Raw genomic sequence first — 18,444 nt, forward strand, 5'->3', positions numbered from 1 at the left:
CAGCCGCCGTGTTCCAATTTGAGCATCTTGGTTACTGGCTGGGGCAAAACTTTGATGAGGGGTATGTTATAAATTACCGGATCATATTGAAATGAACAAAAATGCTATCAGAGAGTTGCTCGTTCCCATCCTGCAGGACGCCGGAATTTTTTACCTTCGGGATACTGTTGCCGAAAGCGATTTTGTCGCTGGAGTCTGGGATATCGAGCTGACCGAGCTGGAGATAGACAGTCTGTCAGCGATGGAGCTTTGTATTGGACTGGAGGTCGAATGGGGACTGACTGTTTTGCCCGAGGATTTGAACAGACTGAGTACACTTGGCCAACTGGTCGATAGAGTAGAAAAATATTGTGAACAGACTGTATAAACGCCTTGCCGGGTGCTGCAAGTCACCCAACCAGCTGAATAAACTCCATATTACCCTTGAAAACCGGATGACGCCGCTGGAGTTGGCCGGTTTGCGGGATGAGTTCATTACCCGAACAGGGGGTAACTGGTTGTGGAAAAAAATCATGCAGGTTTTTTTCAGAATCCGAAGAAATATTCTCGGAAAAGACAGCGTTGTTAGAAAATATATTTCGATTAATACCCGTGAGCTGTCGAAAGTCTGGCTGGCAAAACTCCATGATCAATACTTGCTTGCTGCGGGTAGCAATGCTCCTGCCCCTTTTGTGCGAAAACGCCTGGGGGGGGCTGTCGTTATCTATGAAGCCGGTGGTGACCGCGCTGGCAAAACATTGGTGGTCTGTTTTAGCGGAAATTTCCAGCGCATGATGATGCCGACACCGGTATTTCTGCAGTTGATAGACGCAAACAGTGCCGACGTGGTTTTACTTCGAACAGAGAAGCACAAAGGTTATCGTACGGGCCTCCCTGGGCTCACCCCTGATCTGCAATCATCGCTTGTGGCACTTAAAACCCTGTTGAAGTTTGATGAGTACCGCAGAGTAGTGACGGTTGGCACCAGTGGTGGGGCAATGCCTTCCCTGTTATCCGCGCTGCGCTGGCAGGCCGATGCATGTCTTAGTGTCAGCCCGAATAATCCGGAGGACGACCGCTGGCGTTCATTTGCTGACGGGGAGGGGGCTCCGGGGCTTTTCAAGCACTTTGGCATGGGTGAGAAACCGCCTCCTGTGCATATCATTTATGGTGAGAGCAGCATCAAAGACGCTGAGTCTGCGAGAGTGATCGAATCGATTCTCCCGTCAGTGAGGCTTGTTCCGGTTCCTGGCGCCGGACATGTCGCGCTATTTCCGCTGCTTAAACGGGGCGAGCTGGGCAGTGTTCTGCAGAGGACGCTATTCGATGCCGGTTTGCCCGGGAGTGATTGAGTTTTAGGGATAAATTCCTTTTTGACGGTAATTTGATATGGGCTTTTTTGCCAAACTTGCGGCACATGCCACGAATAAAATGGCACATCCGGCCATTATTTCAGAGCGCCTGTCACTCACGTACGGTGAACTTTTTGACTGTGTCAAAAAAACTGCTTTAAACCTTGATGCAGCCGGATTCGGCCCCTCAAAAGTGGTGGGGATCTGTATTGAAGACGAAGTTGATCACGTGATAATCAGCCTTGCTCTTTTGGCAACAGGTGCCAGTATTATTACCCTTCCCGGGCACGATGCCCCGCAATTGCGAACCAGTCTGGCCCACAGGGTTTCGGTGACTCGGATAATTGAGTCCTCAGACGCGCATAACTTCCTGGATTACCGTTGTGGCGCATCTCCGTCTCCGGCGTTTCCCCCCGGCGGTCAAGTAGCTGTTGACAGTGTTTTGTACTTCAGAACCGCAGGTACTACCGGTGATGTGAATGTCGTGCCATTCAGTGAAGCACAGGTTGCCGCCCAGGCAGACCGTCACAGGGAGTATGCTGGAGAGCGGCTTCTGAGACTTGCCTCCATCGAACACAACAATTCCAAAAGGCACAGGCTTTATTGTGTCTGGCAGGGCGGAACCAATGTCTTCAAGCCACGGGGTAAATTTGATTTGGTACAGTTCGTTTTACAGCACCGGGTGAGTTGTCTGGATATTTCAAGTATGCATGCTTCGGATCTGACCGCGCTGAATAAAGTGGGCAAGCTGTCTGGACTCAAGATCCGCACAGGTGGTTCAGCCGTGCCCTATGCGGTTCGTCGCGCGATTCAGGAAAAAGTGACCACAAACCTTTATGTCAGATATGCAGCCACAGAATGTGGCGCCATATCCATGGCCGGCCCCGGTGACCATGATGAAGCGGGTGCGGTTGGCATACCACTTGATGGTGTCGAGCTACAAATAGTGAATGATCAGGGCAGCCGGCTGCCACTGGGTGAGCGAGGAGAGATTCGTATTCGGGCCGAGGGAGTAGCCAGTACCTATCTGAACTCACCCTCAGACACGTCAAAAAGATTCAGGGATGGTTGGTTTTATCCGGGGGATCTGGGGCACATCCATGCTGGTGGGCAACTTGTTCTGGATGGGCGAACCGATGACATGATCATCCTGAATGGGCTCAATATCTTCCCCGCTGAGATTGAGCGGGTTCTGGAGACCCACCCTGATGTCGACTGTGTGGCAGCACTTGGGTTGCCTTCGCAGGTGCATGGGCAAATCCCGGTTGCTGCCGTTATCCTAAAGGCCGGAGTGTCAGTGACTACAGTGGAACTTCGATGTTTTGCCAGGGCAAGTCTGGGATTGAGAGCGCCCCGCCGGATTATTGTGTTGGACAGTTTTCCCAGAAACTCCCAGGGAAAAGTGTTGAAAAGAGAGTTACTCAAATTATTTCAATGATTGAAAACTCTCTTGCTCAGGGAGTTTCCAGTTGTTCTTGATAATTTCCTGTGGGGGTTTTACCGGATAAAGAAAAACGGCGGTGTTGTTAACACCGCCGTTTTTGTGTCAGTTCCGAAAAGGATAAATGACCGCTTCTCTAATCGGAGTCAGGTGCTCGAATGGCTTCGTTTTTCTGCCGTTGCGAGCACCTTCCCCGTTGGGACTAAAGTTGACCGGGTTAGAAGCGGTCGAGCGTCATTACCTTGTGCCATGCATCGACAAAATCATTGATGAACTTCTCTTTTGCATCATTGGCAGCATAGACTTCTGCAATGGCACGCAACTCGGAGTTCGATCCAAAAACAAGATCGACCGGTGTTGCTGTCCATTTGAGCTTGCCTGTTTTGCGATCACTGCCTTCATAAATCCCGTCAGTTTTGGCTTTTGACCACTTGGTGGACATATCGAGCAGATTGACAAAGAAATCATTGCTCAATGTTCCGGGCCGGTCGGTAAATACACCGTGTTTGGATTTTGCGGTGTTTGCATCCAGTGCGCGCATACCCCCCACGAGAACGGTCATTTCAGGAACCGTCAGGGTGAGCAGGCTGGCCCGATCCACCAGCATCTCTGCGGGTGATCTGGAATGGCCTTTGCCGAAGTAGTTGCGGAAACCGTCTGCAGTGGGCTCCAGTACAGCGAAGGAGTCGACATCAGTCTGTGCCTGCGTTGCATCGGTGCGACCCGGTTTAAAAGGAACCTCTACATCCTGTCCGGCATTCTTGGCGGCCTGTTCAATGGCTGCGGCACCACCCAGAACAATCAGGTCGGCAAGTGATACCTTTTTACTGCCCGATTGTGACCCGTTAAAGTCTTTCTGGATTTTCTCCAGACGCTTTAACACCTTGTCGAGCTCTGTTGGGTTGTTCACATCCCATTTGTTTTGTGGCGCAAGACGAATCCGTGAACCATTGGCACCACCGCGCATGTCGGTACCGCGGAAGGTGGCGGCAGATGCCCACGCAGTTCTTACCAGTTCAGAGGTCGTCAAACCTGATTCCAGGATGTCGGACTTCAGCTTGGCGATATCTTTTGAGTCGATCAGTGGGTGATCGACTGCCGGGACGGGATCCTGCCACAGCATGTCCTCATCGGGGATTTCGTTGCCGATGTAGCGTTCGCGGGGTCCCATATCGCGATGGGTCAGCTTGAACCATGCCTTGGCGAAAGCGAGTTCGAACTCCTTCGGGTTTTCCTTGAAGCGCAAGGAGATTTCCCGATAAATGGGATCTTCTTTCAGAGACAGGTCCGTAGTAAACATGATGGGTGCATGACGTCTGGATTTATCGTGGGCATCCGGGACGGTATTTGTCGCCTGGTTATTCGCAGGAATCCACTGAACTGCTCCGGCGGGGCTTTTTGTTTGTACCCACTCAAAGGCAAACAGGTTCTCCAGGTACAATGAAGTCCAGGCAGTGGGGTTGGCCGTCCAGGCACCTTCCAGACCACTGGTGATGGTGTCTTCTGCATTCCCTTTGCCACACTTGTTTTTCCAGCCCAGCCCCTGTTGTTCAATGGGTGCACCGGCGGGATCAGCGCCAAGGCACTCATCGGGCTTGTGGGCACCGTGAGCTTTACCGAAAGTATGCCCGCCAGCGATCAGCGCGACGGTTTCTTCGTCATTCATTGCCATCCTGCCAAAGGTTTCGCGAATATCCTTGGCGGCTAGAAGTGGATCGGGATTGCCGTTGGGGCCTTCCGGATTTACGTAGATCAGCCCCATCTGGACTGCGGCCAGAGGGTTCTCCAGCTTTCGGTCACCATGGTAACGCTCGTCGGCAAGCCATTGTTTCTCGGGTCCCCAATACACCATATCCGGTTCCCAGTCGTCTTCACGACCCCCGGCAAAGCCGTAGGTTTTGAAACCCATGGACTCCAGTGCCACATTGCCTGTCAGAACCATCAGATCGGCCCAGGAGAGGCTGCGACCGTATTTCTGTTTGATCGGCCACAATAAGCGCCGGGCCTTGTCGAGACTGACATTGTCCGGCCAGCTATTCAGCGGCTCAAATCGCTGTTGTCCACCGCCAGCACCACCGCGGCCGTCAGCAACACGGTAGGTGCCCGCAGAGTGCCAGGCCATCCGTATAAAGAAAGGTCCGTAGTGGCCATAGTCCGCGGGCCACCAATCCTGTGACGTCTTCATCAACGTCTCAATGTCTTGCTTGACGGTGTCGAGATCCAGACTGGCAAACGCCTTGGCATAATCGAAGTCGTCCCCCATCGGATTGGACTCCTGGCTGTGCTGGCGAAGCGGACTCAGGTTAAGCTTTTCAGGCCACCAGAACTGGTTGGTTTTTGGCTCACCCTCTGCCATTGCCGTACTTGGTGTCATGACCTGCGATACGGCTATCACCAGAGCAGCAATTATAGGTGTTGTTTTTGTAAGCATTGACGTAGCTCCCTAAATAAAAGAAATACAATATTTCAATACACAATATAGCGTAGCCCAGCGTAAATGCGGCATTTACATTCACTATGAAATGGATTGAAAAATTATATTGGTAACGGTATGCACACTGATCGTTCCATCTCAGGGGTAACGTGGTAGCGTGTATCGTCAAAAGATCGCTGATGAACTGGTCGGGCATATTGACAGACAGTTGGAGAATCTTCCGGGGCAATATTAATTTTCCGCAACTCGCTATCAGGCATCCTGCTACTATAATTTTGTGAATACTCGAAGAGGGACTTGAAAATGGATAACAACGCGACGACAGGAGGCAAGTGCCCGGTGATGCATGGCGGCGCCACATCAACCGGTATGTCGAACATGGAGTGGTGGCCGGCTGCCCTGAATCTCGACATTCTGCATCAGCACGATATCAAGACCAATCCGATGGGAGGGGGCTTCAGTTACCGCGAAGAGGTCAAGAAGCTGGATGTTGCGGCGCTTAAGAAAGATATGCATGCCCTGATGACCGACAGCCAGGATTGGTGGCCCGCGGACTGGGGGCACTACGGTGGGCTGATGATCCGTATGGCCTGGCACTCTGCGGGTACTTACCGGATTGCTGATGGCCGTGGTGGCGGTGGCAAGGGCAACCAGCGTTTCGCGCCAATCAACTCCTGGCCGGACAATGTCAGTCTCGACAAGGCCCGGCGCTTATTGTGGCCGATCAAGAAGAAGTACGGTAACAAAGTCAGCTGGGCCGATCTGATTATTCTGGCTGGCACCGTGGCCTATGAGTCTATGGGCCTGCCTTCTTTCGGCTTTTCATTCGGTCGCGAGGACATCTGGCACCCTCAGAAAGACACCTATTGGGGTGCCGAGAAAGAGTGGCTGGCTCCCTCCGACGAGCGCTATGGCGATGTCGACAAGCCAGAGACCATGGAGAACCCCCTGGCTGCCGTCCAGATGGGCCTGATCTACGTAAATCCGGAAGGTGTCAACGGTAAGCCCGACCCGCTTAAGACTGCCGAACAGGTGCGGATGACCTTTGCCCGCATGGCAATGGACGACGAAGAGACGGTAGCGCTGACTGCCGGTGGCCACACCGTGGGCAAATGTCACGGCAATGGCGATGCCGAAGCACTTGGCCCCGAACCTGAAGCCGCCGATTTGGAAGAACAGGGCTTTGGCTGGAAAAACCCCAATGGCTCCGGTAAGGGGCGCGACACCGTTACCTCCGGTATTGAGGGTGCCTGGACCACCTATCCCACAAAGTTTGACATGGGTTACTTCGACCTGCTGTTTGGTTATGAGTGGGAGCTGAAAAAGAGTCCGGCCGGGGCCAATCAGTGGGAGCCGGTGAATATTAGGGAAGAGGACAAGCCGGTAGATGTGGAAGACATGACCACCCGCCTTAACCCGATCATGACCGACGCCGATATGGCGATGAAGATGGACCCCAAATACCGGGCCATCTGTGAGAAGTTCATGGCCGACCCGGCGTACTTCCGCGATACTTTTGCCCGCGCCTGGTTCAAGTTGACTCACCGCGACCTGGGGCCAAAATCCCGCTATATCGGTCCGGAAGTGCCCGCTGAAGATCTGATCTGGCAAGATCCGGTCCCCGCCGGCAATCGCGACTACGATGTGGGCGCGGTAAAGACCAAAATTGCCGACAGTGGTTTGTCCATCGGTGAAATGGTCAGCACCGCCTGGGATAGCGCCCGAACATTCCGCGGCTCCGATATGCGCGGTGGTGCCAATGGTGCACGCATCCGGCTGGCACCGCAGAAAGACTGGGCCGGCAACGAACCGGAACGTCTCGCCAGAGTCCTGCCAATCTACGAAAAAATTGCCGCCGACACCGGTGCCAGCGTGGCCGATGTGATTGTGTTGGCCGGGAACCTGGGTGTTGAGCAGGCGGCCAGGGCTGCAGGCGTGAATATCAACGTTCCCTTCGCACCCGGACGTGGCGATGCCAGCGACGAGATGACAGATGCCGCGTCCTTTGAACCACTGGAACCGCTGGCCGATGGTTTCCGCAACTGGCAAAAGAAAGACTATGTGGTCAAACCCGAGGAAATGCTGCTCGACCGCGCCCAGTTGATGGGACTTACAGCTCCCGAGATGACCGCACTGGTGGGTGGTATGCGTGTTTTGGGTACCAATCACGGTGGTAGCCAGCACGGTGTGTTCACCGACCGCATGGGTGTGCTGAGCAACGACTTCTTTGTCAACCTGACGGACATGGCTTACACCTGGAAGCCAACCGGCAACAACCTGTATGAAATCCGCGACCGCAAGACTGGTGCAGTCAAGTGGACGGCAAGCAGGGTTGATCTGGTGTTTGGCTCCAACTCGATCCTGCGTGCCTACGCCGAGGTCTATGCTCAGGACGATAGCAGGGAAAAGTTCGTGCAGGACTTCGTCGCTACCTGGACCAAGGTCATGAACGCCGACCGTTTTGATCTCGTGTAACGTTCAGTCTGGTTGAACCCGTTATGAGGGTGTTAGTCAGGTTGCCGTAATAACTAAAAAGCCCCAGCTGATATCAGTTGGGGCTTTTTAGTGTTGGTGGTGGCAGGAATTACTCGCCTCTGCGAGGCGGCGGCGTCTACTAAATAAGCCATATAACTATATGAATAATATAGTTATATGGCTATGCTGTTTTTATTTATACCCCCATAAATACCCCCAAAAGTAAGCCGTTGGGGTGTTTTTGGTATTCCTGCTATCGGTGACTGTTAACGAGAAGTTTTGACCACTTCATTCTTACCCTATACTCTGGTCTGTTACGAGATAAACAATAATAGAGGTAAGTAATCATGTCAGATAAAACACTTTATGATCGACTCGGGGGCTATGATGCTATCGCTGCATTTGCTGAAAATATCATACCTCGTTTTCGACAAGACGAACATCTAGCTCGCTTTTGGACTCATCGATCAATCGACGAAGTTGCTCGCGAAACACAAACGTTTATCAACTATATTTGCTCTACGACGGGCGGCCCAGTGTTTTATACAGGTCGTGATATGGTCACAGCCCACAGAGGCATGAGGATCAATAATGACGACTGGGATGCACTTTTGTTCCACTTGGATGCGACCTTTGATCATTTTGGAACCGGCGCGCAAGAACGAGAAGAGATGATAGCTATGATCAATAGTGTAAAATCAGATATTGTTGAAGCTTAATCTTTTTGGATTAAATATTTCCGTAACTTGCAACGGATATCAGGTTAAGCCTGAGTCTAATATCTCTCACGCTATGGTGAAGGGATAGCTCCCAACCTGATGAGATATTAGGGTGATCTACGGGTGGTTAGGGCAAGCTTAGGCGAACTCCAACCATACCGTGATCTTACCCCAGACCTTTCTGTAATCTCCCCGCTACATTGTCGTGAACTTGTTGTACCAGCTCTTTTTAAGTGCCAATTAATCATCAGAGTCGGGGCATCCTTGGTTAGCACTATCTTCGATGGCGCACCTCTGAATATTCGGCTTCGCATGATAGCTCCATAAACAGTTTCGTGTCGCCCATGCGGGTGCTGTGTGGCTGAACCCGCTACGGGGGTGTGCCCATACCAAAAAAGCCCCACCCGAGGGTGAGGCCTTTTTGCTATATGGTGGGGCGGCGGGAGCTTAACTAGTCAATTAATGCTATGATAAATATATAAAATAATAAATTTGATAATAATCAATACTACTATTGGTACTACTAAAATCTTATGTCACTACCGATTCCAAGACATTCAATCCCTGAATGTGGAATTGAATGTCGATCTATCAAATTCAATGTTTGCTGCCTTGCATCACTCCTTGAGTGTCTTGCTCCACCGCTATGGTAAATAGGCAATTGCCTTCACTCGTTGTTGCCATTGTAGTTTTTCTGTACCTTCTTGCGGTTTAGGGGGAATTAGGTCGCTAAATGGCTCTAGTAAAGGTAATTTGTTTTTTATCAGAGCTATGAGCGTGATGTCTACCTGTTTCGGGATGTTGTCTATCAACCTGGCGAGAAATTGAAGCAGTTCGGCCTGAAGGGTGCCAGGCTGCTTGGCATTCCTATGCCAAAAATAGTACTGATGCATCATGTTAGTCGATCAATGGGGCTAAGAACTCCCTTCCCCCACGATTCACCACATGCGTATATATCTCTGTGGTCGCCTTATCTGAGTGGCATAATTATTCTTTAATTGTAGAAAGGTCGTAGCCTGATTTTAGAGTGTGGATAAGCTGAACCTGAAACTATGAAATTTTTCGGGTTTATTGATTTCCTATTGTTGTAGTTGTCTGCTTTATTTTCTTGCGTAGTGAAGATGAGTGCAAATACATCAAATTGTAATTTACCAATAGCTGAATCAATAACAAAGCTAGCAGCTCCCTGATGAATACCTCTATAAACTATCAGTTTGAGCAACATCCTAGATATACTTCAACAGATAGAAAGATTCGGATTCGTAGGTACGAAGTGGTGGGGCAATTTCTAACAAAACAACAATTCTTTTGCTTCCATCTTAACGAATTTCGCGAATCAGCGAAGGCAGCCAAAAATTCAGTAGAAGAGATATGCATACACCTCAGTACTTCCTGGCGTGTGGCTGGAAACGAATACCTGATTTCTATAAAGCCGGTGCAATTGTACTGAATGCCTCTGCGAACTTTGACATTTTCTTGACTTTTTCCTGACACATCACTGATGTCCCTACCTCTATTCTGCACTCCTGTAAATGAATCGCTCGGGTGGACTCCCCGACTGAAACTGAGAGTGCAGGCATGCCTTCATCTTTTTTTTCCAAAAAACACGCAATACCTGAACGTTTGTACCGGTGGTTCAGTTGGGCCGGTGCCTACGCTCCTTTACTGATGTTGTTTTTCGCAATACTTCTTATCGGTAGCCTGTCTCGAACACTTTTGGTTGCATGGCAATTTGACCGGGTTACAGAAACGTCTGTATGGCCTAGTATATTTCTCCATGGGCTACGGGTAGACCTGATCATGGCAGGCATGGCCGTGGCGCCACTGGTCTTGCTTTTGCCAATTCTAGGTAATCGTTTCTGCTGGATTGTTTGGAAACGCTTGACAGGCCTGTGGGCGCTAATCTTCTTTTTTGGATTTCTATTCATGGAGCTCGCAACTCCAACTTTCATCGCCGAGTATGATACCCGGCCCAACCGCCTGTTTATCGAATACCTGAAGTATCCAAAGGAAATACTGAGTATGCTTTGGCAGGGCTATTTGCCGAACGTAGCCGTTGGGGTCTTGTTTTGTATTTTGCTGACCGGTCTGTTCACTTGGTTGATGAAACCCTGGTCGCGGGAAACCGATCCAGGCAGTTACCGCAAAGCGATTTTGGTATGGCCAATCGTGGTTCTAGTTGTATTTATCAGCATTCGCTCCACGACGGGCCATCGCCCGGCTAATCCGGCAATGTTTGCATTGACTTCCGATGTGCTCGTTAACTCACTGATTATAAACTCCACTTGGTCCGTGGCGTTTGCCGTCTACAATCTCAAACATGAAGGGAATGCGAGTGACAAATACGGCGATATGGCGATGTCCGAAATTCTGGACGAGGTCAGGAGCGTACCGTGGCTTAGTAGAACAGAGTTTAACTCCAAAAGTTTTCCGACTCTGCACAATCAAATTCCTATAAAAAATAGACCGCGCCCCCTTAATTTAGTAATTGTTCTTGAAGAAAGTCTGGGCGCTACTTTTGTCGAATCATTAGGTGGCACTCCGGTCACTCCACGCCTCGAAGCCTTGAAAAAATTCGGTTGGTGGTTTGAGAATTTGTATGCAACAGGTACAAGATCTGCCCGAGGCATTGAAGCTGTGGTAGCTGGCTTCTTGCCTTCTCCGGCACGTAGTGTGGTTAAATTATCATTATCCCAAACCAGTTTTTTTACGCTGGGAGAATTGTTGAAGCGCAATGACTACGACACAGGTTTCATTTACGGTGGAGAAGCGCACTTCGATAATATGCGCAGTTTTTTCACCGGCAATGGGTTTGACACGATAGTAGATCAGCACGACTTCCTTAACCCCGCCTTTATCGGGAGCTGGGGTGTAAGCGATGAAGACCTGTTCACTAAGACCCATGAAGACCTTCAGAAGCTTCACGCATCAGGTAAACCTTTTTTTCGCCTAGTTTTCTCGTCTTCCAATCACTCTCCGTTTGAGTACCCTGACAACAGAATTGAGCAATATGACGTAGAGAAGAACACAGTCAATAATGCCGTCAAATACGCTGATTATGCCTTGGGTGAGTTTATAGATAATGCACGGAAAAGTGACTACTGGAAAGATACGCTGTTCTTGATTGTTGCAGATCACGATGCCAGGGTTTGGGGCGATGAGTTAGTCCCCATCAAGAATTTTCAAATTCCAGGGCTGATACTTGGAGCAGATATTGAAAGCCGCCGTATTAAAACGATCACGAGTCAGATTGATCTTGCGCCAACGCTGCTTTCGCTCATGGGTATTAGCAGCAAACATCCTATGGTTGGCCGTGATTTGGTGAGGTTTCCGGACGAACCCGGACGAGCGATGATGCAGTTCAACGATTACTATGCATGGATGGACGATCGCTATAATGTGACTATATTGCGTCCCGACAAAGTGCCTTTAGCAGGAATGTATTCGCGAGAAACCAGAGCCACCCAGTACCTAGAGGATGCCCCGGACGAAACCACCACAAGAAAAGTTTTGGCTCATGCACTTCTCCCTCTGATACTGTATCGCAAGCAAGCCTATGCGCTACCTGAATAACTTGGTCAGAACAGTAGAGTTAGTGTGTGGTCTTTTAATTAAGCGACGTTAACGTGGATCAGAAACTCCGTTCCTTCGTTACTTGATTGTGCGATTTCGAGATTCCATCCCAATCGCTCGCAAACCAACCTGACGATCAACAAGCCAAAGGTGGTGTTACTGAATTCTCCGGCTGTAGATTTCTCACTACTTGGCATTCCAATAACGTTCAGATCTTTAGTTATTTTGTCAGGAAGCCCAGGCCCGAAGTCTCGTACCGAAATTTTGTTCTCGATTAATCGAACCTCCACTTCTGCATGGGTGTGACGTAGCGCATTCTGTAACAAATTACGCAATAACATTCGTACCAAAGCAGGATGAGTAGTGACTCGTAGCTCCGGGCTGTTGTTGGAAACTGTGATGCGTCCGGCATGCTCCGGAAGTCCATGTTCCAGATCATCAATGGTGTTGAGAATGACATCTTGCAGGACTATGGTTCTGGCATCGCCTTCGGACACCTCACTGCGAGCAAGCTCAAGCAGTACCTCCGTATCGTCGCGCATGGTTTGCATGGCCCGGCGGATGCGGCCAATGGTTTTTTGATCCGCTGGAGACAGGCTTTGACGTTGTTCTAATACGTTCAAGGCACCACTCATTACGGCCAAAGGCGTGCGTAGTTCATGGCTGGCTAGTTTCACAAAGGATTTTTCGCGTTCGATATGGTTTTCCAGCGCGAAAAGAAATCGGTTAAATGCCTCGGCAATATCGCAAAACTCCTGATCACGATAGTCTGTGTCGATTTTTGGTATTGTAGATCCAGGTGCTGTGTTAAAGACTTCATGAGTGAGCTTTTTGAAAGGACGTACCAAGTATCGGGCTCCTGTGTGGGCAACAAAAAAGCCGATCAGAATCATCAGGCCAGCCGCTCCAACCAGCATAAGCTGAACCAAGGCCTCACGATTTTCCATGATGGTAATATCTTGGGCCAAAAAGAGCTTGCCATTGGTTGCTTCCAGTTGCTCGCCATGGATTAGCAACGTTGTTTGATCTATCTCGATTTCCTCTGAAAACGGCAACAAACGACTCTGAAAATATTCCGGAAGTATAAGCTCCGTTTCACCTTTTGGTAGGTAAATGGCTTCCAGTTGCGCCGTTTTTATTGGTTGAAAACTCCCTTCCTGAATTTGCTTCTTGAAATACTCTGCGTCTGCTTTCAGTTCAAGGTCAAGAATGGTGTTTTCAACGTCATTAACAAATACCTCAACAATGAACATCGAGGTTGCGGTCGTAGTGGCAATCAAAAAAAATAGAGTTCGGGACAACCGTATGGTCAAAGATGACTTCATGGCGTATCTTCGCCCCTATTTGCTGGTACGTCCAAACGATACCCACGACCATGGATTGTTTTTACCAGCCCGTTGCCCAGGCTCGCTTGCAGGGATTTTCGAAGTGTGTAGATATGTGTGCGAAGACTATTGCCTTCCGGTTCCCCATGATGGGCGCCCCATACGGCATCAGTTAGCGCCTCGTGGCTGAGAAAGCTCGGATACGCTCGCATCAACAATTCAAAAAGACGAGCTGGTGTGCCGGACAAATCTGTTTTCAACCCACGCAGTTCCACTTCCAGTGTGCCTGGATCGAATCGAACATCCCCAGCTCTCAAGACCGGTCTCTGTGGCGAATAGCGCCGATGGAGAGCTTCAACCCGTATCTGTAATTCACGCAGTTCAAACGGCTTCACAAGATAATCATCGGCACCAGAATCAAACCCTTTTTCTTTGTCGGCCAGGGCGCTTAGTGCTGTCATCAAAATAATAGGAGTCTGGCATTGCAGATCTTGTCGGATACGACAACAAATATCATAGCCATTGACGCCGGGCAGCATAAGATCGAGTACGATAACGTCATAGGTGTGTGTGGCCAGTAAATGCAGAGCGGTCAAGCCATCAGCAGCGAAATCTAGTGTGTAGCGATTTTCACCTAGGAACTCGAACAGGTTTTCTGCAAGATCCACTTCGTCTTCGACAATCAATAACCTGAGAGGAGATTGTAAAGTAGGTTCGAGAGAAGTCTGATCAGATGTCATTTTAGCGAACTCCGTTGGCATTAGACACTGGTTGCTTGTTGTGGATCAATCCTTCAATAACCAACAATTGATAGCGTTTATTTTCCATAATCTTTAGAGCTGACGAAGATAAATTAGCTACTTTGTCCTCTGACCAGTCTCTGGGAATTGCGACGTATAAGCTTTTAAACCTGTTGGCACTTGACAAGATTTTCAAATCGTTCTGCGTTACTTCCAAAGCATTTCCACCTGAGTAAAATCTGGCTGAAAATGGCAGATCATTCAAATAGATCAATGGGCTGTCATCGGCTTCCTTGATCAATTGATAATAGTTTACCAGTTCTTTTTCTGTTTTGAGCGGTGCCCAACCTGCTGCGGTTAGGCTCACGAATACGGTTAATAAAACCGGCACAAGCGCGACTATTCCACCCCGCATACGACATAAATATAAAGACTCCCATCGCGACACCCAGCGGCCGATAAGAATAGCTGTAAACGGCAACGAGGGCAGTATATACGTCCAGAGTGTATTTCCCGCGAGTGTGAAAAACAGCATTGGCGCTAGTGCGCTAATCAGCAAAAAGCTAACACCAGCGTTTGATGTGATCTTATGTACAACGCCTTTTCTTGTGCCCCTGAACCAAGTGAGGACTAGACAGACCAATGCAACGATGCCCCAAGGGAAAGATGCCCACAACCAGAAAACCCAAATCATGCCTTTGGGCTGATCGTGAGCGTTACCATAGAGGTCTCCTGCCCACCCTGGATCCAGAAACCGACGGATATGCTCACCCACGATGAAGTAGTCCAGAAAACCGGGGGTCTTTAACTCAGCCAATAGGTACCAGGGGCAGACGAGCAGGGCCGTCATCAGTATTCCTCTTAACCAAGGCAGACGCCGTAGGTTCGTGATCGCTTCCCGCCAGAGGGATAACCACAAAACGATGGGAATCCCGACCAGCACTATGGCCAGCGGCCCCTTCGACAGAAATCCGATTGCCAGTCCAAGAAAAAAAAGCCATCGCCATAGGCCACTTTTCCCTGACATCACTAGACAAAAGCTGACCAAACTAAGCGTGGTGCCCAGCGCCAAGAAGGCGTCTGTCATCACGGCACCGGAGCTGATATAAGTGAGTGCCATGGTTGCGAAGACCAAGCTGCTCCATTGGGCCACTTGTAAATTCCAGAGCTGCCGTGCCAATCGCCAGATCAGTCCGATCATAGCAATCGTTGCCAGCCAAGAGGGAAAACGTAGAGAAAACTCCGAGACACCAAATATATTGATGGCCCCAGCCTGGGCCCAGAATGACAAGGGTGGTTTGCCCCAAAACGGAACCCCGGGCTCAAACCATGGGGTGATCCAGTCACCAGTTTCAGCCATCAAGCGAGCAATTTCTGCGTAGCGCGGCTCGGTGGTGTCGGAAAGTGGAAGTAGTACCATACCAATGAAACGACTAACAAGTACCGCTGCCAATATCAGCATCCAGAGGTTAAACCGCTTTGACATGACGCACCTCAGTTCTATGGCGACTGGCCTGTTGAGGTATGCCATTCCAGCCTTCAATCACTTCCTCTGTCAGGTACGCCGGGCGCTGCTTCGACTCCATATAGGTCTTGCCGACGTATTCACCTACGATGCCCACACCCATCAATTGAATGCCACCCAGAAAGCTGATGATGGCGACAAGCGACGGATAACCGTTGGTTGCATCACCCAGCATGATTGCTTTCACTACAATCCACAACCCGAACGCCCCACCCATGCTGGCCGCGATGAGCCCGATAACGGTTGCCCAGCGCAATGGTGATACAGAAAACGAGGTTAGCCCTTCAAGAGCCAAGCCTATTAACTCGGGGTAATCCCATTTTGTCTCACCTGCCGCCCGGGGCTCACGATCATACTGGATGACCTGAGTAGGCAAGCCGATCCAGGCAAACAATCCTTTCATATAGCGATTGCGCTCCTTGAGTACTAGAAGAGCATCTATTGCTTTTCGGCTCATTAGCCGAAAGTCCCCGGTATCCACCGGGATATTCGTCCGGCTGGTTCGGTTCAACAACCGGTAAAAAAGGTGAGCACTCCAGCGTTTGAACAGGGTTTCGCCCGCTCGTGAGCGACGCTGCATCAGGACAACATCTACACCAGATAGCCAGCATTCAATCATTGCAGGAATCAGTTCAGGCGGATCTTGCAGATCAGCATCTAGCACAATTGCCGCATCGCCCTTAGCATAGTCTAGGCCCGCTGTCATTGCGGCTTCCTTTCCAAAATTTCTGCTTAGTTTGATAAGTCGGATGCTGGGCGTTCGGTTCATAACACTCCGGATATACTGAGCACTGCCATCGTCACTGCCGTCATCTATCAAGACGATTTCCCAATAGATGCTTAACTTGGCAAGCACCGGCAAGAGCCGCTCAAAAAAGAGCGGTAGCATCGGACGCTCATTGAACAGCGGTACCACCACTGATAACAGTGGTTTATCAAACAGCAGAATGGGAGATTCAATGTGTTTATTCATGAAAAACGAACCTCTGATAGATGATGTAATTCATTGCAGCGACAAGACCTGTGGTGGCGACTTGTGAAAGAGTAACGTGAATTGTCAGGACACTATGGAACAGAAAGAAAAAAACGAGATTGCATAGCCAAGCGACAAAACAAGAGCTGACATAGCGCCATATTGTGCGCCTGTGAGAGCCGCTAATACGGAACGTTAGACGTCGTTGGAGGACGTAGTTGAATGCCGCTCCAGTCACGCTCCCACCTGCAGTTGCTCTCATTGGCTCAAGCCCGAGGGTGATTAGCGCCGTCATAACAAACCAGTGAAACAGCGTGGCAAGGCCACCTGCAGCTATAAATCTCTGCAATTGGAGCGGTAAGAAGAACTTGTTCATAAGGGAAACAACCACTTTGGTGACTGACAGAGACTGCAAGATATTGTGTCGGTACCTTAGCCTACCCAGTGTCACGGCTTTGTGAGGGTTTCATCAGGAAAATATCAAAATGTGAAATGATTGAAGTCCGAAAGTTTCTTTAGGTAGTTGATTGCCAAATGCTGCGGCGGAGCTGTTTGGGGATTTGAATATCCCCAAGAGTCTAGATACTCCGCATGGTAAAAATGAACCATCGGAAGAAGCATGAACAAACTTCGTCAATTTAGGGAAGGATTCAAAAAAGTATCAACAAGAGGCTGTTACGGAAAATTTACCGGCTTGCACTCCTGAATTTTCGCAGAGCGTCGCAGTTAGGCATCATCCCAGTTCAGCCAGTGCAGTATGGGCATTGCGTCAACTAGTTGAATTTTTGTTCGCTTGTATCCTTGGGGGACTGAGTGGCATGATCGTACGCTAATATTTCAGAACGTCCGGGATGATACCGTCTTGGCAGGGATTCACAAACAGGGATGGCGCAAGTCAGGCAGAGATTGAGGCCGGGTTTCTGGATGATATATGTTCTTTCCTGTGAAGGCGGTGTGGTGCTGGTGTCAACGATTCCAACGACCCCGCTGCCGAAACGATGAATAAACCCAACTACCCGTTGGAGTAGTTATGGGAGAGATTGCCGTTAGCTTGGAAACGAACAAGACTGTGGTAGATTCGCCCACTTTCTAAATATAACAGGAAGTTAACTTCTATGAATTCTGGTTATGACTCTAAAAGTTGTAATGCGTTAGAGAAGCCGTTTTATAAACCTATTGAAGCGGCGTTGCGTTGGTGCAATCTCATTGCTCAAGAGGAAGTGATTCTTCGTGCTGTGGGAGAGGCAGTTATACCTACACCTAGTATGTTCCCCCAATGGCCCTGCTTGCGTGCTAATGCGGAACGCATTTTAGATGCGGTATTGAATGGCGGATTAACTTATGGTCGCGACGGTCGATCTGTTGTGGCGGGTGAACAGGTGGCTAAAGCACGTTTGACCATTCGCCATGCAGACTTAAAAGAGTGGATGCAAAAGTACTATCCTGACCAAAAGCCCGCATTTTTGTTTGATGAAATTGAGAAAGCTACCCACACCGCCATAAATGCAGATACGTTTCGGGCTCTACAGGCAGATCGTGATGCACTAAAAGCTCGTCTTGAAAAAGCTACTGAAGTGTACCGCGAGTTAAAACAAGATAATGATATTATCACTGCCGAACGTGATTCGCTCCGCGCGATAGTTGAAAAAATGTCGGCTCCGAGTGAGCGAGCAGAGACAACATATCTCAATGTTATTGGTGGGTTAGTAGAGTTAATGCTCAGCCAATCACCAGGTGGAAAAGCTCATTCGATATTTAATTCTCAGGGGGCCATTATCGCCGCGTTGCTTGGATACTATGAAGGAAAACCGGGCATTGCAGCTCGAACCTTGGAAGAGAAGTTTGCGGCAGGGAAAAGGAGTCTCAAATCTAGCTGATTTATTACCGCAACTGCGGCTGAGATTGCCG

General features: G+C 49.6%; 13 protein-coding genes. 7 read left to right on the forward strand and 6 right to left on the reverse strand.

Annotated elements, in window-relative coordinates; translation table 11 throughout:
* Window positions 1-91: 91 nt before the first annotated feature.
* The 3 genes from U740_RS04890 to U740_RS11810 are packed head-to-tail and all read left to right on the forward strand — an operon-like array spanning window position 92 to window position 2,769.
* Window positions 92-367 carry an acyl carrier protein gene (locus U740_RS04890; RefSeq protein ID WP_036859392.1) on the forward strand — a complete coding sequence of 92 codons (276 nt, stop codon included), beginning with the start codon at window positions 92-94 and terminating at the stop codon, window positions 365-367.
* A complete protein-coding gene (locus tag U740_RS04895) occupies window positions 351-1,331 on the forward strand; it encodes an alpha/beta fold hydrolase (protein WP_036859394.1) in 981 nt (326 codons plus the stop codon). Before U740_RS04890 ends, U740_RS04895 begins: the two co-directional genes overlap by 17 nt.
* A gap of 37 nt (window positions 1,332-1,368) precedes the next feature.
* Complete coding sequence (locus tag U740_RS11810; RefSeq protein ID WP_051921210.1) at window positions 1,369-2,769, forward strand: class I adenylate-forming enzyme family protein; 1,401 nt, start codon at window positions 1,369-1,371, stop codon at window positions 2,767-2,769.
* Window positions 2,770-2,989: 220 nt separating this feature from the next.
* On the opposite strand, the gene katG (U740_RS04905) is transcribed toward U740_RS11810, so the two are convergent.
* Window positions 2,990-5,146, reverse strand: coding sequence for a catalase/peroxidase HPI (katG, locus tag U740_RS04905; protein WP_407674730.1), 2,157 nt, complete (start codon window positions 5,144-5,146; stop codon window positions 2,990-2,992).
* Between the two features lie 363 nt (window positions 5,147-5,509).
* Here katG (U740_RS04905) and katG (U740_RS04910) point away from each other — a divergent pair, with 363 nt between their 5' ends.
* The 3 genes from katG (U740_RS04910) (at window position 5,510) to U740_RS04925 (ending at window position 11,973) form a co-directional block, all read left to right on the forward strand.
* Complete coding sequence (katG, locus tag U740_RS04910; RefSeq protein ID WP_036859399.1) at window positions 5,510-7,681, forward strand: catalase/peroxidase HPI; 2,172 nt, start codon at window positions 5,510-5,512, stop codon at window positions 7,679-7,681.
* Between the two features lie 347 nt (window positions 7,682-8,028).
* The gene (locus tag U740_RS04915; protein ID WP_036859401.1) at window positions 8,029-8,400 is read left to right on the forward strand and encodes a group I truncated hemoglobin; all 372 of its coding nucleotides are present in this window, start codon (window positions 8,029-8,031) and stop codon (window positions 8,398-8,400) included.
* Between the two features lie 1,800 nt (window positions 8,401-10,200).
* On the forward strand, window positions 10,201-11,973 hold the full coding sequence (locus U740_RS04925; RefSeq protein WP_200877045.1) for an LTA synthase family protein: 1,773 nt from the start codon (window positions 10,201-10,203) through the stop codon (window positions 11,971-11,973).
* Window positions 11,974-12,011: 38 nt separating this feature from the next.
* Here the strand turns inward: U740_RS04925 and U740_RS04930 are convergent, their stop codons facing one another.
* The 5 genes from U740_RS04930 to U740_RS04950 form a co-directional block, all read right to left on the reverse strand.
* Entirely contained in the window at window positions 12,012-13,226 is a 1,215-nt protein-coding gene (locus tag U740_RS04930; protein WP_200877046.1) for a sensor histidine kinase, read from the reverse strand.
* 68 nt (window positions 13,227-13,294) lie between these two features.
* Entirely contained in the window at window positions 13,295-14,038 is a 744-nt protein-coding gene (locus U740_RS04935) for a response regulator transcription factor (RefSeq protein ID WP_051921211.1), read from the reverse strand.
* A 1-nt stretch (window position 14,039) separates the two neighbouring features.
* Window positions 14,040-15,524, reverse strand: a complete 1,485-nt coding sequence (locus U740_RS04940; RefSeq protein ID WP_036859408.1) for an ArnT family glycosyltransferase — start codon at window positions 15,522-15,524, stop codon at window positions 14,040-14,042.
* The gene (locus tag U740_RS04945; protein ID WP_036859411.1) at window positions 15,508-16,536 is read right to left on the reverse strand and encodes a glycosyltransferase family 2 protein; all 1,029 of its coding nucleotides are present in this window, start codon (window positions 16,534-16,536) and stop codon (window positions 15,508-15,510) included. Before U740_RS04945 ends, U740_RS04940 begins: the two co-directional genes overlap by 17 nt.
* Window positions 16,529-16,912 carry a GtrA family protein gene (locus U740_RS04950; RefSeq protein ID WP_036859414.1) on the reverse strand — a complete coding sequence of 128 codons (384 nt, stop codon included), beginning with the start codon at window positions 16,910-16,912 and terminating at the stop codon, window positions 16,529-16,531. Before U740_RS04950 ends, U740_RS04945 begins: the two co-directional genes overlap by 8 nt.
* A 739-nt stretch (window positions 16,913-17,651) precedes the next feature.
* Between U740_RS04950 and U740_RS04955 the strand changes: the two genes are divergently transcribed.
* The gene (locus tag U740_RS04955; protein WP_036859415.1) at window positions 17,652-18,413 is read left to right on the forward strand and encodes a cell division protein ZapB; all 762 of its coding nucleotides are present in this window, start codon (window positions 17,652-17,654) and stop codon (window positions 18,411-18,413) included.
* Window positions 18,414-18,444: the final 31 nt, after the last annotated feature.

This window comes from Porticoccus hydrocarbonoclasticus MCTG13d, from assembly GCF_000744735.1.
Taxonomy (GTDB): domain Bacteria; phylum Pseudomonadota; class Gammaproteobacteria; order Pseudomonadales; family Porticoccaceae; genus Porticoccus; species Porticoccus hydrocarbonoclasticus.

What these genes read in the sequence shown, in the direction of transcription:
- U740_RS04890 (WP_036859392.1), top strand. Translation starts at nt 92, where the DNA reads ATGAACAAAAATGCTATCAGAGAGTTGCTCGTTCCCATCCTGCAGGAC.
- U740_RS11810 (WP_051921210.1), top strand. Translation starts at nt 1,369, where the DNA reads ATGGGCTTTTTTGCCAAACTTGCGGCACATGCCACGAATAAAATGGCA.
- katG (WP_407674730.1), bottom strand. Translation starts at nt 5,146, where the DNA reads ATGACACCAAGTACGGCAATGGCAGAGGGTGAGCCAAAAACCAACCAG.
- katG (WP_036859399.1), top strand. Translation starts at nt 5,510, where the DNA reads ATGGATAACAACGCGACGACAGGAGGCAAGTGCCCGGTGATGCATGGC.
- U740_RS04915 (WP_036859401.1), top strand. Translation starts at nt 8,029, where the DNA reads ATGTCAGATAAAACACTTTATGATCGACTCGGGGGCTATGATGCTATC.
- U740_RS04925 (WP_200877045.1), top strand. Translation starts at nt 10,201, where the DNA reads ATGGCAGGCATGGCCGTGGCGCCACTGGTCTTGCTTTTGCCAATTCTA.
- U740_RS04930 (WP_200877046.1), bottom strand. Translation starts at nt 13,226, where the DNA reads ATGTTCATTGTTGAGGTATTTGTTAATGACGTTGAAAACACCATTCTT.
- U740_RS04935 (WP_051921211.1), bottom strand. Translation starts at nt 14,038, where the DNA reads ATGACATCTGATCAGACTTCTCTCGAACCTACTTTACAATCTCCTCTC.
- U740_RS04940 (WP_036859408.1), bottom strand. Translation starts at nt 15,524, where the DNA reads ATGTCAAAGCGGTTTAACCTCTGGATGCTGATATTGGCAGCGGTACTT.
- U740_RS04945 (WP_036859411.1), bottom strand. Translation starts at nt 16,536, where the DNA reads ATGAATAAACACATTGAATCTCCCATTCTGCTGTTTGATAAACCACTG.
- U740_RS04950 (WP_036859414.1), bottom strand. Translation starts at nt 16,912, where the DNA reads ATGAACAAGTTCTTCTTACCGCTCCAATTGCAGAGATTTATAGCTGCA.
- U740_RS04955 (WP_036859415.1), top strand. Translation starts at nt 17,652, where the DNA reads ATGAATTCTGGTTATGACTCTAAAAGTTGTAATGCGTTAGAGAAGCCG.